Here is a 15,593-nt window from a genome sequence, read left to right as displayed (position 1 = left end):
TCCTGCCTCCAGCCAGCGCGCAGGGTTCTGTGGGACCCTGTTAAGCGATGAATTTTCGGCACCAGCGCAACAGCGGACCCGTGGAAGCGGACGGCAGGGAGTCCCAAGGACCGGGCCGTGCCGCCGGTTTCCTGTTCCTCCTCGCCACCCTGGGCTGCGCGGCCGCCCTGGCGGCCACCTACTACTTCTTTGTGCGCACCACCACCGGGCAGTTCATCGACGAATCCGCGCTGGTCGAGGCGGTGGAGATCCACGGCGCGGCCGGGAAGGCAAGCAACCGGCTGCTGGACTGGCTCCCCGCGCTCTCGGTGCTGATCGCCTCCGTGGTGGTCGTGTTCGTGACCGCGGCGCGGCGCCGCTGGGCCGCTGCCGGTATCGCCGTCGCGGCCGCCGCGGGGGCCAACGTCGCCACCCAGCTCCTGAAGGCCCTGGCGCCCGAGCGGCCGTTCCGCGGCATCGAGACCCTGGACTTCAACTCCCTGCCGTCCGGACACACCACTCTGGCCGCATCCGCCGCCGCAGCGGTCTTCCTGATGGTCTCCCCGCGCTGGCGGCCGCTGGCGGGGTTCCTGGGCGGCAGCTTCGCCGTCGCCACCGGCGTTTCCACCCTGATCAACCAGTGGCACCGGCCCGCGGACGTCGTGGCCGCCTTCCTGGTGGTGGGGGCGTTCACGATTCCCGCGGGGTGGCTGGTGATGCGCACCGGGCGGCGCTGGAATGCCTGGGCGGGGTACAACACGCACTGGGCGTCGGCCCGGCTGTGGGTGGCCGTTCCGGTGCTGGCGGGACTGGCCTCCGCCGCCGTCGCGGTTTACTCGCTGCTGAGGATCGCCCCGGGACCGGGCCAGGAGGGCAGCACGACCAACTACTTCTGGGCCGGTACCTCCCTCATCGTGATCACCGGCTACCTCGCCACCGTCGCCGGGGTCTGGTTGTTTGGCCTGGCCGCGCGGCGCACGCCCGCGTATACGGACGCCCGCGTAGACGGACGCAGGCCGACGCCGGACTAGGCTAGCGCCGCCGCCAGCGCCCTGGCGACCCATTCCCGGTAGGCCGGAACCGGCCAGCCGGCGTCGTGCACCATGGCCCGGTACACCTGCGGGTGCCCCAGAGACCAGATAGCGGCCGCCGCTTCGGCGTCGGACATGCCCGACCGCAGGCCCCCGCGCTCCCGGGCAGCCGCGGCGGCCTCCCCGTAGCGGCGGAGCCGCTGCTGCCCGCGGTCCCTTTCCAGTCGCGCGGCGGCCTCGTCCAGCGCCGCGGCCCGGGCGATGACGGCGTTAATGCCGGCGGTCCGCGGATGGACCTCCACGAACCAGTCCGCCAGCACGGCCACCAGGGCCGGGAGGTCGGCGGCCTGCCGCGTGCGTTCGCGCATCAGGTCAAGCACGCCGGCCTGCGTCCCCGGCCCGGCGGCCGCCCTGTCCAGCACGGCGGAGAGCAGCGCGGCCTTGTTGCCCACCGAGTTGTAGACGGTCTGGACGGTGACTCCGCTCCCGGCGGCGATCGCGTCCATGGTGGTCTGGACGTACCCGTCGGCTGCGAACAGGCGGCCGGCCGTGTCCACGATGACGTCCCGCGTGCCGGCCGCCTGGATGGCCCGCCGTGTCACTTTCTGCATGGAATTAGACTATCGCTCTAGTCACTAGAACGGTATTCTAGTGGTAAGCGAAAAGGTGCCCCAGCAAGGAGGCGGCGGCCATGAATGCGGAACCCACCAGGGACAGCGGCCCATTTGATGCCGTGGTGATCGGAGCCGGCCAGGCCGGCCTGGCCACGGGCTACCACCTGGCCCGGGAGAAACTGCGGTTCCAGATCCTGGAGGAGGGTCCGCGGCCGGGGGCCGCCTGGCGCAGCCGGTGGGACTCCCTGCGGCTCTTCACCCCCGCCCAGCACGACGGCCTGCCGGGCCTGGCCTTTCCGGCGGCGCGGAACACCTACCCGGGCAAAGACGAGTTCGCCGACTATCTGGAACGCTATGCGGCCCGGTTTGAGCTGCCGGTACGGACCGGGGTGCGGGTCGACGGCGTCTCCCCGGCCGGCGCCGGCTTCACCGTCGACACCGCCCAGGGCAGCGTCTGGACGCGCAGCGTCGTCGTGGCGACCGGGTCGAACCCCCTCCCCAGGGTCCCTGCCGCCTCCGCGGGGCTGGACCCGGCCATTCGGCAACTCCACAGCTCCCAGTACCGCGGCCCGGGCGACGTCCCGGCCGGGGATGTCCTGGTGGTGGGCGCCGGTACCTCGGGGGCCGAAATCGCCCTTGAGCTCTCGGCCGGCCACCGGGTACTGCTGGCGGGACGGCCCACCCCCCACGTTCCGGACCCCCTCCTGCGCTACGCCGGCGGCGCGTACTGGCAGCTCATCCACTCGGTGTTGACGCTCCGCACGCCGCCCGGCCGCAGGGTGGCCGCAAGCTTCCACCAGCGCGGCGCGCCCCTGATCAGGATTTCACCGAAGGACCTGGCCCGGGCCGGGGTGGTGTCCGTGCCGCGTTTCTTCGGCACGCGGGACGGGCAGCCCGTGTTCGACGGCGGAGACACCGCCGCGGTGCGGTCGGTCATCTGGGCCACCGGCTACCGGCCGGACTTCGGCTGGGTCCACGGCCTCCGGGTCGGCCCGTCCGGCTGGCCGGACACGGACCGCGGCGCCGTCCCCGGCCGGCCGGGGCTGTACTTCGTCGGCCTGCCCTTCCAGTACGCCCTGACCTCCGGCCTGGTCGGCGGCGTCGGACGGGATGCCGCCCATGTGGCCGCACTTGTGGCGCAGCGGTCACCGGCCCCCGGGAAGGTGGGCGCGGTTCAGTAGGTGGGCGCGGTTCAGTAGTTGCGCCGGTGCCTGAGCCGGGGAATGGTGACGGCAAAGACGGCCGCGGCCGCGAAGCCGAGCACGCCGGTGGCGGCCACCCCGGCCCCCAGGGACACCAGGGCCGTGATGCCGGAGAGCAGCACGGGGCCGCCGGTGGCGCCGGCGTCGGCCATGAACCGCCAGATGCCCAGGAACTGGCCGCGCCCGCGGTCCGGGGAGAAATCGGCGCCCAGCGTCATGTTCAGGCCCGAACTGATGCCGTTGCCGAACCCGATCAGGAGCGATGCGAGCAGCAGCCCGACGAACCCGGCGCTGAGCGGTATCAGCAGCATCGCGACGCCCATGATGAGGGTGGAGGGCACCGCAACCCATTGCCGGCCCTTGCGGTCCATGAGCTTCCCGGCCGGGTAGAAGACCAGCATGTCGATGGCGCCGGAGATGCCGTAAATCAGCGACGCGTGGGTGGCGTCCAGGCCCAGGTGGTCCGCCCACAGCGGGATGACCACCTGCCGGGAAGCCCGCAGCGCGCTGAGCAGCAGGACCCCGAGGCCGACGCTGAGGAACACCCCGGCGTGGGAGACCGCAACGCTGCGCAGCGTGGGCGGCGCAGCGGGGGTTCCCTCCGCGGGGGCGTCGGGGGCGACAAGGTCGGGAATGGTCAGGGACAGGGCCGCCGCGGCCGCCATCGCCACCACGCCGACCCAGTAGGCGGCGGTGATGCCGCCGAACTGCATGGCCGCCGCGCCAACGAACGGCCCGATGAAGATGCCGATCCGGTTGACCCCGCCCAGGGTCGACAGGGCCCGGGCGCGAAGAATGACCGTCACGGCCTCGGTGAGGTACTTCTGCCGGGCCAGGCTGAAGACGCTCACCGCCATGCCGACCACCACCATCGCCGCGGCCAGCAGCCAAAGTCCCTGCGGCACCAGCGGAGCCAGGGCGGCGGCGGCGAGGGCGACGGCGCTGGCCGCCGCCGCACCGACGATCGCCCAGCGCTCGCCGAACTTCAGGGTCAGGAGGGACGCCGGCAGGTTGAAGAACCAGGAGCCGAGCCCGATCAGCGTCACGATCAGCGCCGCCACGGCCACGGTGGCGCCGAGGTCCCGGGCGGAGAGGGCTACCACGGGGAGGATCGCGCCTTCCCCGATGCTGAACAGCAGCGCCGGGCCGAAGGCGGGGACGGCAATGCTGCGAAGGCTGAACGGGGCGGTGTCGGTGCTGGTCATCGCCTTCATCCTAGGCCCGCGGCAGCCCGCCGCCCGGCGGCTCAGCCGTCGAAGTGGGTGTGGATTTCCTCACCGGTGACGTTCTTGAGCACGTCCGCGGCGACGTCGCGCAGTTTCTGGTTACGGTTGCTGGAGACCCGGGTGAGGATGGCCATCGCCTCTTCCTGCGAGCAGCGGTTCTGCGCCATCACCACGCCGCAGGCCAGGTCAATCGAGGTGCGGTGTTCCATGGCCGCCTGGAGGTCCTCCGCGCGGGTCTGTGCGGTGCCGATCCGGACCGCGAGGCGCAGCGCCTGGCCGGCGAGGTCGGCGAAGCCGGACGCCTCGGCGACGATGTCCGCGGTGAAGATCCCGGTGGAGTCCGCGAAGAAGTTCAGGGCCGCGGAGGAGTCGGCATCGATTTCCAAGGGAACGCCGAGGGTGCTGCGGCAGCCGTGGGCGGCCAGTTGCTGCTGGTATTCGGGCCAGCGCGGGTCCGTATCGACGTCGGCCAGCAGCACGATGCCCTTGGTCCGCAGAGCCTCGATGCACGGCCCGTCGCCCAGGCTCTGCTCGATCCGGTCGAGCATGACGGCGTTCCCGCTGCTGCCGGCCACGGTCATGTTTTTCTTCCGGCGCCGGAGCGTCACGCCGCACTCGACCGCGGTCCCCGCGGAGTGGCTCAGGGTGGAGGCGGCGAACTCCGCGAGACGGTCCAGGAAATCCTCAACGCTGTCGGCCCCGACAATCAGGTCCTGCAACTGGACTGCGGCGTCGTTCCCGGCGTACTTGCTCATAGCCTAAATGTAGCGGCTAAACGTACCCGTCGACGATTGCGGCGGCGATCTCCCGGTACGCGCGGCGGGTCTCGGGCCGGAGCGCGTCCAGGGTGACCAGGTCGCCGTCGGCGACGCCGCGGTCATGCGGAACCGCGATCAGCTGGCGGCAGATGCCGGCCAGGTGGTCCTCGATGGCGTCCTTGTCCACCCGCGAGGAGACTTCGTCCTTGTCGGTGATGACGACGACGGCGTTCCGCGCGAGGTCCTCGTACCCGTGGCTGGCCAGCCAGTGCAGGGTGCTCCGGGCCCGCTTCGCGCCGCTGACGGCGTAGCCCGCGGCGATGATCAGGTTGTCGGCGGACTGCAGGATGCCGCTCATGGCGTTGTGGGTGACGCCGGTGCCGCAGTCCGTCAGCGCCACGGAATAGTACCCGGCGATCAGCTTGCGGATGCGCAGGTATTCCTCCGCGGTGAGCGAATCGGAAACTTCCGGGTCCTGCTCGCCGGCGATCAGGTGCAGCCTGCCGGCATGGTGCATGTAGCGGGCCAGGGCGGTGAGTGAGTCGATGGACTCGACATTCCGCAGCAGGTCGCTGATGGTCCGGGGGGCCTGCTGCTGGTAGATGCCTTCACCGAGGGCCCGCTCGACCAGGTCTCCGGAGTCGGGGTTGGCGTCGATGGCGCACGGCGGGTCGCCGCGGTACTCGGCGAGGGTCAGGCCGACGCCGACCGTGGTGGACGTCTTGCCGATGCCGCCCTTGAGGCTAAGCACAGCGGTGTTGTAGCTGCCCTGTAACTGGCGGGAGATGCGGCGCGCAAGTTCGTCTTCCTCGCGTTGCCGGGCGCTCGGACCCAGATTCAGGCTGCCGCCGGTCAGCTTGTAGAGGGCGCCGCGCAGGCCGCCGACCGGGCGCGGTTTCTGTTCGCGGACGAAGAGGCCCGGGGAGCTGATGAAGTCCGGCATCGGCGCCTCGGCCAGGGCGGCGGCCCGGCTCGCGGAGCGGGTGGCGCGGGTGGGCTGCGGGGGCACGGAGCCTGACGCGGGGTCCGCGGCGGGTCCTTCTTCCGGCACGTCCCGGACGGGTGTTGCCGGAGCCGATGCCTGCTCCGGCTCGTCGTCGTGGATTCGGCTGTCCTGCGCCGGCGGCGTCACCGGGGCGGCGGCCGACGCAGGCGGTGCGGCCGGCTGCTGTGGCGCCAGCATCCGGCTGATCACCGGGGTGGCGCCGGTGGCGAGGCGTTCGTCCGCTGCCTCGGCGGCCTGGGCCCAGGAGCTGCTGCGGGTCGATGCGGGACGGGCGGGGGTTTCCGCGGTAGTGCTGCGGGGGTTGACGACCGGCATGGTTCCTGTCCGGGCAGCCGCGTTACCGCCGTCGGCGCGACGCAGGTCGCGGCGGCGGCGGAGTTCAGGCTGTCCTGAGTTTTCAGCAGTGGCAGCTGAGTTGTCTTCCACCGATTCGGGCATTGTCTGGTTTCCCCCCAGGACTCACAGCGGAGCACGCTGCGGCGCTTGTTGAAATTTCTTTCCAGAAGCAAGTCTAGGCGCAGTAAGGAGCAACCTTATCTTTGGCCACTTCCGGCACAGCCGCCCGGGCGCCGTGCGCTGTCGGTTTTCCTGCCGGTTTTCCCGGCGCCCGCGTCCGCCGCCGTCCGGCTTAGTGATGGGCGCGCGTCTCCATTAGGCGCTTGATGAACCACCGCGACTGTTCCGGGCCGTACGGCAGGATCGGGACCGCCTTGGTGGCGTCGTTGGGTGTCTCCCGGGTGGCCTGGGTGGCCTGCCGGACAGCGGTGCTCATGGTGTTGGCCATGGTCTTGACGAACTGGTCGCTGCAGGGTTCGCCGTGGCCGGGGACCAGGAATTCGTACCGGTGCCGGAGGGCGGAGATGTGGCGCAGGGCGTCGGCCCATTCTTCCGGGAAGGAATCCTCGAAGGACGGGTGTGATCCCTGTTCCACGAGGTCACCGGCGAAGAGGGTGGTGGCGGTCCCCACCAGCAGGTCGCCGTCGGTGTGCCCGCGGCCCAGGTAGAACAGCGTCACGTTCAGGCCGCCGAGATCCACCAGCACCGGCTGGTCCTTCACGATTGCGTTGGGGACCACAAGTTCCACGCACTCGCCCTCCCCCGCAGCCATCTCCGGCTCCGCGGCGGCCACGGCCGCCCGCTGGGCGTCGCCGTTTTCTTCGATTTCGGCGGCGCAGTTTTCGTGCCCCCAGAACTCGGTGACGCCGTCGTCCGCGAAGACAGCGTTGCCGAAGAAGTGGTCGTAGTGGGCGTGGGTGTTGACCACCACCAGGGGCAGCTCGGTCTTTTCCCGCACCGCGGCGAGGATCTCGCGGCCCTGCCGGGGGCCGCCTCCAGTGTCGATCACCATGGCACGTTCGGCGCCCACGACTAGTCCGGTATTGAGCAGGGATCCTTGCGTCGTCAGCACGTAGTTGTCCTGGCCGACCTCGAGCCATCGTGACATGAAATCTCCGTAGTCCGGCCTGCCGCCGGCGTGGTTGGTGCGATGTTCTGGCCTCGATGATACCCGGCGAGGCCTAGAGATCGGCCAGCACGGACCCCGGGTTCTCGATCGCATCGGCGACGTAGCGCAGGAAACCGCCCGCGGTGCCGCCGTCGCAGACACGGTGGTCGAAGGTGAGCGTGAGCTCGGTGACCTTGCGGACCGCGAGCTCCCCGTTGACCACCCACGGCTTGTCGATGATCCGGCCGACGCCGAGGATGCCCACCTCGGGGTGGTTGATGATCGCGGCGGAGCCGTCCACGCCGAAGACGCCGTAGTTGTTCAGCGTGAAGGTCCCGCTGCCCAGCTCGGCGGGGGTTGCCTTGCCGTCGCGGACGACGGCGGTGAGCCGCCGGATCTCGGCGTCCAGTTCCCGGGCGCTGAGCTTGTCGGCGTTGCGCACCGAAGGGACCATCAGGCCGCGGTCGGTCTGCGCCGCGAAGCCGAGGTTGACGCCGTCGAACGCGACGATTTCCTGGCTTGTTCCGCCAGCAGGGTCCTCGGTGGTGACGATCCGGGTGTTGAGCTCCGGGAACTTCTTCAGCCCCGCGGTGACGAAGCGGGCAATGAAGGCCAGCAGGCCCGGGGTGGCCGGGTCAGTTTTCTTCAGCGCGGCGCGAAGCTCCACCAGGGCCGTGGCGTCCACGTCAACCCAGACGGTCGCTTCGGGAATCTCGGACCGGCTGCGGCTCATGTTCGCCGCGACGGCCTTGCGCACGCCCCGGACCGGGGTGCGCCCGGCAATCCCGAGCCCGGTCCGGGCGTCGGTGTCTCCGGTGGCGGCGCTTGCCGCCCCCGTCGCTTCGACAGACCGCGCGGCCGGGCGCTCCTCCGTCGCAGCAGGCTTGATCGCGGCTTCAACGTCGCGCCTCATGATCAGCCCGCTCGTCCCGGACCCCTGGAGTTCCCCCAAATCAACTCCATGGTCCCTGGCCATCCGCCGCACCAGCGGCGAGATCACAGCCCCCAGCTTCCCCGGCACCCGGGTCCGCATCAGCACCAGGTCATCGGCAGCCTTCTCAGCCCCAGACACCTGCGCCTCAGATTCAGCCACGACAGCCCGCTTCGGAGCCCGCGTCCGCCGGGCAACCCCGTGCCCGCCCGGCGTCCCATACCCAATCAGCACATTCCCGGACCCAGCCTTCTCCTCCTCGCGGTACGCCTCGGCAGCAGCAGCGGCCGGCGAGGAGGAAGCAGCAGGTGAGTCAGCAACAGCGGAAGGTGAGTCAGAAGCAGACCCCGCCGACGCAGGCAATGCCGCCCCGGGAGTGGCATCGGGCCTGTCGGAGCCGGCAGCATCGTCCGCAGGACGGATGCTGTCCGGCGAAGGGGCGGGGGCGGCATTGCCTGTGGCGGCGCCCGCCGCGACACCGACGGGAGTCACGGAAATCAGCGGCTTACCGACGTCGAGCGTCTGGCCGGGCTCGCCGTGCAGGACGGCAACGGTGCCTGCGTACGGGGAGGGGACCTCGACCATGGACTTGGCGGTCTCCACCTCAGCGATCGGCTGGTCGACGCGGATCTCGTCGCCCACGGCCACGAGCCAGTTGATAAGTTCGGCTTCGGTCAGCCCCTCGCCGAGGTCCGGCAGGAGGAATACTTTCGGTTCGCTCATGGTCAGTCTTCCCACTGGAGGTCGTCAACGGCGTCGAGGATGCGGTCCACGCCGGGCAGGTAGTAGTGCTCGAGTTTGGGCGCCGGGTACGGCACGTCGAAGCCGGTTACGCGGCGGATCGGGGCCGCGAGGTGATGGAAGCAGCGTTCCTGGACGCGGGCGACGATTTCCGAGGCAACGGAGGCGAAGCCGTGGGCTTCGGCGATGACGACCGCGCGGCCGGTCTTGCGCACCGAGGCGCAGACCGTCTCGTCGTCGAACGGCACGATCGAGCGGACGTCAACCACCTCGAGCGAGCGCCCTTCCTCGGCCGCCGCGGCGGCGGCAGCGAGCGCCGTCGGAACGGACGGCCCGTAGGCGATCAGCGTGGCGTCGGTGCCGGCCCGAGCGACGGCGGCGCGGCCCTCCGAGGAGGTGCCGCGTGCGGCGTTGGCGGCGTGCTCGTCCCGCAGCGCACCCAGATCCACCAGGTCCTTGGACCAGTAGAGCTTCTTGGGCTCCATGAAGACCACCGGGTCGTCCGAGTCGATGGCCTCGCGGAGCATCCGGTAACCGTCGGCGACGGTGGCCGGGGTGAAGACCTTGAGGCCGGCCGTGTGGGCGTAGTAGGCCTCGGAGGAGTCGCAGTGGTGCTCCACTCCGCCGATGCCGCCGGCGTAGGGGACGCGGATGACCATGGGCAGCTTGACCGCGCCCTTGGTGCGGTTGTGCATCTTGGCGACGTGGCTGAAGATCTGTTCGAACGCCGGGTAGGCGAAGGCGTCGAACTGCATCTCGATCACCGGGCGCATGCCGTTCATGGCCATGCCCACCGCCATGCCCACGATCCCGGACTCGGCCAGCGGGGTATCGAAGCAGCGGCTGGGTCCGAAGGTCTTGGTGAGGCCGTCGGTGATGCGGAAGACTCCGCCGAGCATGCCGACATCCTCGCCGAAGACCAGGACGGAGTCCTCCGCGTGCATCGCGTCGGCCATGGCGGTGTTCAGCGCCTTCGCCAGGGTGACGGGCTGCGGCCCGGTGGCCGCGGCGTCGACGGCTGCCTTCTCGGCGGCGCGGGCCGTGGCGGCGCTGACGTTGCCGTTCGCTTCGGAAGAGGTGGTGACGGTGGGGCTCATCGGGTTGGCTCCTCGGAAGTCGTGGCGGCAGCGTCGCGGGCCAGCTCGTCGGCGAGCAGGGCGGCCTGTTCCTTCAGCTGCGGGTTGGGGGCGGAGAAGACGTACTTGAAGAGGTCCTGCGGGTCGACGGGGACGTCCTCGCCCAGGCCCTCGCGCAGTTGGGCCGCCACGGCCTCGGCCTTCGCCGAGATCCGGGAGGCGCCGTCGTCGTCGAGCAGTCCGCGGTCGGTCAGGTACGCCTTCATCCGGCTGAGCGGGTCCTTGGCCACCCACTCGGCCACTTCGCTGTCCTGGCGGTAGCGGGTCGCGTCGTCCGCGTTGGTGTGGGCCTGCATGCGGTAGGTGTGCGCCTCGACCAGCAGCGGGCCGGAGCCGGAGCGGGCCAGCTGCACGGCCCGGCCCAGCACGGCGAGGAGCGCGACGACGTCGTTGCCGTCCACGCGTTCGCCGGCCATGCCGTAGCCGACAGCCTTGTGGGCGAGCGAGGGCGCGACCGACTGGTGGGCCAGCGGCACGGAGATGGCGTACTGGTTGTTCTGCACGAAGAAGATCACCGGGAGGTGGAAGACGGCGGCGAAGTTGAGCGCCTCGTGGAAGTCCCCCTCGCTGGTGGCCCCGTCACCGCACATGGCCAGCACGACGGTGTCCTCACCGCGGAGTTTGGCGGCGTGGGCGACGCCGACGGCGTGCAGCAGCTGGGTGGTCAGCGGAGTGCACTGGATGCCGACTTTGTGTTCGGACGGGTCGTAGCCGCCGTGCCAGTCGCCGCGGAACAGCGTCATGGCCTGGACCGGGTCGACGCCGCGGGCCATCACGGCCACGGAGTCGCGGTAGGTGGGGAACATCCAGTCGCCGTCGGACAGACAGAGCGCCGCCGCGACCTGGCAGGCCTCCTGGCCGTGGCTGGAGGGGTAGACGGCCATCCGGCCCTGCCGGACCAGCGCCGAGTTCTGGTCGTTGACCCGGCGGCCGACGACGAGCTGCTCGTAGGCGGCCAGCAGCTCGGCATCGCCGGGCAGGCCGTATTCGTGGCCCGGCTGGGCGCCCTGTTCGGTGTCCGGGTTCAGCGCCCCGTCCGGACCGACGATCTGGATCGGGTGCCGGGCCGGCAGCATGTAGTCCTCGACGGTGATGCCGAACTTACGCACAGCCTCGCTGGCGGCGTCGGCTGCCCCGGCAGTACTGTCCGCCGCACCGGCGGCCGCCGGTCCGGGCTGCTGCGCAGTGTGGTCTGCGGAGATCGTCATTGGTCCGTCCTTCTATAGCCACTATTCGTCCCCAGTATGGTCCCGGGCGCCGTTTCGTATCCAGCCCAGCCGTAAATCGTGGAGATGTCATGGTGATTGTCGTATTCTGAAAGACAAATCGTAAATGTGAGCTGGATTACCGGCGGGGGTTGTAGACGAATGGCTGAGACCGGAGCGGACCAGGCGGTGCCCCTGGATGACGTGGACCGCAATATCATTGCGGAGCTGACCCGGGACGGGCGGATGTCGGTGACGCAGGTGGCGGAGAACGTGCACATTTCCCGCGCCCACGCGTACACCCGGATCGCGCGGCTGACCGGGGAGGGCGTGCTCACCAAGTTCACCGCTTTGGTGGATCCGATAAAGGCAGGGCTCAAATCCTCCGCCTACGTGACCCTCAAGGTGCGCCAGCATTCCTGGCGCGAACTGCGCGAGCTGCTCAGGGCGATTCCCGAGGTCCACCACATCGCGCTGGTGGGCGGCGACTTCGACGTCATCCTGCTGGTCCGAGCCGTGGATAACGTGGACCTGCGCCGGGTGATATTCGACCAGCTCCAGTCAATGCCGGGGGTGCTGGATACGCAGACGTTCCTGGTGTTCGAGGACCTGGACACCCGCTAGCCCTGAGGCAGGCGCGAACGGACACTTCAGGCCCTCCCGGGCGGCTCCCAAGGGCGCCAAGTGTACGTTCGCGCTTCCTCCAGGGGCGCGAAGTGTACGTTCGCGCAGGGGCTAGTTGATGAAACCCTTGAGCCAGATCTTCAGTTCCTCGCCGAACTCCACCCGTTCCGAGGCGATGGTGATGACGGCTTTCAGGTAGCTGAGCTTGTCTCCGGTGTCGTAGCGGCGGCCCTTGAAGACCACACCGTAGACGCCGGAGCCCTCGCCCTCACCCGCGGCCAGGGTCTGCAGGGCGTCCGTCAGCTGGATTTCGCCGCCGCGGCCGGGCGGGGTGTCCTCCAGCACTTCGAACACGGACGGGTGCAGCACGTACCGGCCGATCACGGCCAGGTTCGACGGCGCCTCGCCGGCGGCCGGCTTCTCCACCAGGCTGTTGACCCGGACGTAGGTCTCCCCCGCGACGGGCGTGACGTCCGCGCACCCGTACGCGCTGATCTGGGCGGGATCGACCTCAATGAGGGCAATGACGGAACCGCCGGTCCTCCGCTGCACCTCCATCATGGTGGTCAGCAGGTCTTCGGCCTCGTCGATCAGGTCATCGCCCAGGAGTACAGCGAAGGGTTCGTCGCCGACGTGCTGGCTGGCTCGGAGAACCGCGTGCCCCAGTCCCTTGGGCTCGCCCTGGCGCACGTAGTGGAGCGGGCCGAGTTCGGAGGCCTCCCGGACCATGGCGAGCCGGTCCCGGTCCCCCTTGAGCTCCAGCGTGCGCTCCAGCCCGGGTTCCCGGTCGAAGTGGTCTTCCAGGGCCCGCTTGCCGCGCCCGGTGATCATCAGGATGTCCTCCAGGCCCGCCCTGACGGCCTCTTCGACAACGTATTGGATTGCCGGCCGGTCCACGACGGGGAGCATTTCCTTCGGCATCGCCTTGGTCGCGGGCAGGAAGCGGGTGCCCAGTCCGGCAGCAGGTATGACGGCCTTCGTAACAGCCTTCCCCAAAGTCATAACCGAACCTTACAATCCGGTCACGCAAATGAGAATGGGCCGGGGCATCGTCCTCGATGCCCCGGCCCGGGAAGCCTAGCCGCGGAAAACCGGCGTGCGCTTTTCCTGGAAGGCGCGGAATCCTTCCGCGTAATCCTCGGACTTGCAGAGGCGGGCCTGCTCGGCGTTTTCCTCCTCCATGGACTCCCAGAGGCCCAGCCGCTGGTCGCGGATGTGGGCCACCAGTTCCTTGCTGGCGTTGAAGGCCCCGGTCGCACCGGTGGCCACCTTGGCGACGATGCCGCGGGTGGCCGCCTGCAGGTCGTCGGCCGGCATGGCACGGCTGAACAGCCCCTGGGCGACGGCCTCCGTGCCGCTCATCAGTTCCGCGGTGTAGATCAGGTCCAGGGTGCGGTGCATGCCGAGCCGTTCGGTGAAGTACCAGTGTCCGCCCGAGTCCAGCGTGGCCCCCAGCTTGGCAAAGGGCGAACCGAACTTCGCGTTGTCCGCCACGTAGACCACGTCGGTCGCCAGCAGCAGGCCGAGGCCCACGCCCAGGCACGCGCCCTGCGCCGCGGCGAACGTCGGCGCCGGGAAGGCGCTCATCTTCCGCAGCAGCGGCTGGACCAGGCCGCCCAGGTAGGCCTGGGCGTCGTCGCTTTCCGGGGTAACCCCGGCGATGTCCCGGCCGGCGCAGAAGGCACGGCCCTCGCCGCGCAGGAGCAGGGCCCGCACCTCACCGCGGGCGGCGGCGGCAGCGGCGTCGTCGTACGCCTGGTCCAGGTCCTTCAGCGCCTGCTCGTCCAGGGAGTTGAGCTTCTCCGGGGCGTTGAGGACAACCTCGGCGATGCCGTCGGCGATGGTCAGCGAAATCATGCGTTTCCTTGGGATTGGCGGGACTTTAGACGTCGAAGTCGACGGCGACTTCCGCCGTCGTGGGGTGCGACTGGCAGGTCAGGACGTAGCCCTTGTCGAGTTCGTCCTGCTCCAGGGCGTAGTTCTCGTCCATCGTGACGGAACCGGCGACCACCTTGGCGCGGCAGGTGCCGCAGACGCCGCCGGCGCAGGCGAACGGAACGTCCGGGCGCACCCGCAGGGCTGCGTTGAGGATGGATTCGCGGGCATGCGTCGGGCTGGCGACCTCGCCCTGCAGGCCGTCGAGCTTGAAGGTGATCTTGTACGTCGCCTGGGATTCGTCCGCGACGACCGGGCGGCCGATGTTGCCTTCGGGGCGGTCGGGCTTGCCGGAGGTGAACAGCTCGAAGCGGACATGCTCGGGCTCGACGCCGCGGGCCGCGAGGGTGTCCCGGCAGAGCTGGACCAGTTCGAAGGGCCCGCAGAGGAACCACTCGTCGACGTCGTCGCTGTGGATGGCGGTGCCCAGCAGCGACTGCAGCTTCTCGGCGTCGATCCGGCCGCTGAGCAGCGGGGCGATGCGCTGTTCGCGGGAGAGCACATGGTGCAGGGCCAGCCGCGACGGGTACTTGTCCTTGAGGTCCGCGAGTTCCTCGAGGAACATCACGTCCATGGCGGCCTTGTTGGCGTAGATCAGGTCGAACCGGGTTTCCGGGTGGGCGGCCAGCAGGGTGCGGGCGATCGCGATCACCGGGGTGATCCCGGACCCGGCGGCGATGGCCACGAAGTTGCCGGACTGGCCCGCGAGCTGCTCCGGGTTGTTCATGGAGGTCATGACATTCTGTTCCACGGCGGACCCGTCACGGCTGTGCTTGGAGACGAAGGCGCCCATGGGGCTCATGACGTCGAGCACGTCGCCGGCCTTGAGTTCGGCGTTGGCCCAGGTGGAGAACAGTCCGCCCAGATCCTTCTTGATCGCGACCCGGATTTCGCTGCTGCCGTCCTCGAAGCTGCGCGGCTCCGCGCAGATGGAGTAGCTACGGCGCACCTCGCGGGGCTCGCCGTCGGCGTCCGGCAGGGTGGTCCGGAGCGCGACGTACTGGCCGGGGAGGTAGTCGAACTGGCCGGCCAGCTCCGGCGGGACGCCGAAGGTGACTTCGATCGCGTCGTCGGTCAGCCGGCGGACCTCTGCGACGGTGAGTGCGTGGAAGGACGCACGACGGCGGCCGGTCGCCGCGGCCTCTTCGGCGGCAGTCTGGCGGACAACAGTCATGGGGGCACCTGTTCCTTACAAAACTTTGAAGTAGTCGAACGGTTCCTTGCAGTCCTGGCAGACGTAGAGCGCCTTGCAGGACGTGGAGCCGAAGCGGGTGAGTTCCTTGGTGTTCAAGGACGAACACTGCGGACATTTGACGGCAAGGGAGAGCCGGACCGGACCGGAGTGCCCCCCGGCTGCCGAGCGGCCCGAGGGCGGCGCGATCCCGTACTGCTGGAGCTTGGCCTTGCCGGCCTCGCTCATCCAGTCCGTGGTCCAGGCCGGGGACAGCACCAGTTCGACGTTGACACTGGGATAGCCCGCGCCGCGGAAGACGGCCGTGAGGTCCTCGCGAATGGCATCCATTGCGGGGCAGCCTGAGTACGTGGGCGTGATGGTGACCTGGACGGCGGGCACCATGCCGCCGTCGTCGTACAACCGCACCGCGCGCAGGATGCCCAGGTCCTCAATGGTGAGGACCGGGATTTCCGGATCGCAGACCGTGGCGGCGAGCTCCCAGGCCTTCCGGTCCGCAGTCTTCTGCCCCGCCGTCTTCCCCACGGGCGCCGGGGAGGCAGCCGTGGGGTTGGTGACGTACATGTCGT

At 69.8% G+C, this 15,593-nt stretch carries 15 protein-coding genes; 3 read left to right on the top strand and 12 right to left on the bottom strand.

From position 1 onward, the window contains the following. The first annotated feature begins 47 nt into the window (after window positions 1-47). Window positions 48-1,010 (top strand): phosphatase PAP2 family protein, encoded by a 963-nt coding sequence (locus ASG71_RS05475; protein ID WP_082574896.1) that lies wholly within the window; start codon window positions 48-50, stop codon window positions 1,008-1,010. On the opposite strand, the gene ASG71_RS05470 is transcribed toward ASG71_RS05475, so the two are convergent. Beyond that, complete coding sequence (locus ASG71_RS05470) at window positions 1,007-1,621, bottom strand: TetR/AcrR family transcriptional regulator (RefSeq protein WP_056737683.1); 615 nt, start codon at window positions 1,619-1,621, stop codon at window positions 1,007-1,009. The genes ASG71_RS05475 and ASG71_RS05470 overlap by 4 nt on opposite strands. 80 nt (window positions 1,622-1,701) lie before the next feature. Here ASG71_RS05470 and ASG71_RS05465 point away from each other — a divergent pair, with 80 nt between their 5' ends. After that, on the top strand, window positions 1,702-2,805 hold the full coding sequence (locus ASG71_RS05465) for a flavin-containing monooxygenase (protein ID WP_056737682.1): 1,104 nt from the start codon (window positions 1,702-1,704) through the stop codon (window positions 2,803-2,805). 11 nt (window positions 2,806-2,816) lie between these two features. On the opposite strand, the gene ASG71_RS05460 is transcribed toward ASG71_RS05465, so the two are convergent. From ASG71_RS05460 to pdhA, 7 genes are all read right to left on the bottom strand, one after another. Then, window positions 2,817-4,031: an MFS transporter gene (locus ASG71_RS05460; protein ID WP_056737681.1), complete on the bottom strand. Its 1,215-nt coding sequence runs from the start codon at window positions 4,029-4,031 to the stop codon at window positions 2,817-2,819. 41 nt (window positions 4,032-4,072) lie between these two features. Beyond that, window positions 4,073-4,807, bottom strand: coding sequence for a GAF and ANTAR domain-containing protein (locus tag ASG71_RS05455; RefSeq protein WP_056737680.1), 735 nt, complete (start codon window positions 4,805-4,807; stop codon window positions 4,073-4,075). A gap of 16 nt (window positions 4,808-4,823) precedes the next feature. After that, complete coding sequence (locus ASG71_RS05450) at window positions 4,824-6,131, bottom strand: MinD/ParA family protein (protein ID WP_235563938.1); 1,308 nt, start codon at window positions 6,129-6,131, stop codon at window positions 4,824-4,826. A 313-nt stretch (window positions 6,132-6,444) separates the two neighbouring features. Then, window positions 6,445-7,260 carry an MBL fold metallo-hydrolase gene (locus tag ASG71_RS05445; RefSeq protein ID WP_056737678.1) on the bottom strand — a complete coding sequence of 272 codons (816 nt, stop codon included), beginning with the start codon at window positions 7,258-7,260 and terminating at the stop codon, window positions 6,445-6,447. A 73-nt stretch (window positions 7,261-7,333) separates the two neighbouring features. Next, a complete protein-coding gene (locus tag ASG71_RS05440; RefSeq protein WP_056737677.1) occupies window positions 7,334-8,914 on the bottom strand; it encodes a dihydrolipoamide acetyltransferase family protein in 1,581 nt (526 codons plus the stop codon). 2 nt (window positions 8,915-8,916) lie between these two features. Beyond that, the gene (locus tag ASG71_RS05435) at window positions 8,917-10,029 is read right to left on the bottom strand and encodes an alpha-ketoacid dehydrogenase subunit beta (RefSeq protein WP_056737676.1); all 1,113 of its coding nucleotides are present in this window, start codon (window positions 10,027-10,029) and stop codon (window positions 8,917-8,919) included. After that, window positions 10,026-11,276 (bottom strand): pyruvate dehydrogenase (acetyl-transferring) E1 component subunit alpha, encoded by a 1,251-nt coding sequence (gene pdhA / locus ASG71_RS05430; protein ID WP_056737675.1) that lies wholly within the window; start codon window positions 11,274-11,276, stop codon window positions 10,026-10,028. The genes ASG71_RS05435 and pdhA overlap by 4 nt, the downstream gene beginning before the upstream one ends. A gap of 159 nt (window positions 11,277-11,435) precedes the next feature. On the opposite strand from pdhA, the gene ASG71_RS05425 reads away from it, so the two are divergent. Next, entirely contained in the window at window positions 11,436-11,897 is a 462-nt protein-coding gene (locus tag ASG71_RS05425; RefSeq protein ID WP_056737674.1) for an Lrp/AsnC family transcriptional regulator, read from the top strand. Window positions 11,898-12,008: 111 nt separating this feature from the next. On the opposite strand, the gene galU is transcribed toward ASG71_RS05425, so the two are convergent. From galU to paaD, 4 genes are all read right to left on the bottom strand, one after another. Beyond that, the gene (galU, locus tag ASG71_RS05420) at window positions 12,009-12,899 is read right to left on the bottom strand and encodes a UTP--glucose-1-phosphate uridylyltransferase GalU (protein WP_056737673.1); all 891 of its coding nucleotides are present in this window, start codon (window positions 12,897-12,899) and stop codon (window positions 12,009-12,011) included. 75 nt (window positions 12,900-12,974) lie between these two features. Next, complete coding sequence (locus ASG71_RS05415) at window positions 12,975-13,754, bottom strand: enoyl-CoA hydratase/isomerase family protein (protein ID WP_056737672.1); 780 nt, start codon at window positions 13,752-13,754, stop codon at window positions 12,975-12,977. Window positions 13,755-13,779: 25 nt separating this feature from the next. After that, window positions 13,780-15,006 (bottom strand): 1,2-phenylacetyl-CoA epoxidase subunit PaaE, encoded by a 1,227-nt coding sequence (gene paaE / locus ASG71_RS05410; protein WP_056737671.1) that lies wholly within the window; start codon window positions 15,004-15,006, stop codon window positions 13,780-13,782. A 15-nt stretch (window positions 15,007-15,021) separates the two neighbouring features. Beyond that, window positions 15,022-15,588, bottom strand: a complete 567-nt coding sequence (gene paaD / locus ASG71_RS05405; RefSeq protein WP_056738546.1) for a 1,2-phenylacetyl-CoA epoxidase subunit PaaD — start codon at window positions 15,586-15,588, stop codon at window positions 15,022-15,024. Window positions 15,589-15,593: the final 5 nt, after the last annotated feature.

Origin of the sequence: Arthrobacter sp. Soil763, from assembly GCF_001428365.1 — a bacterium.
In the GTDB taxonomy this organism is placed as follows: domain Bacteria; phylum Actinomycetota; class Actinomycetes; order Actinomycetales; family Micrococcaceae; genus Arthrobacter.
This window is presented reverse-complemented; position numbering and strand designations above follow the sequence as displayed.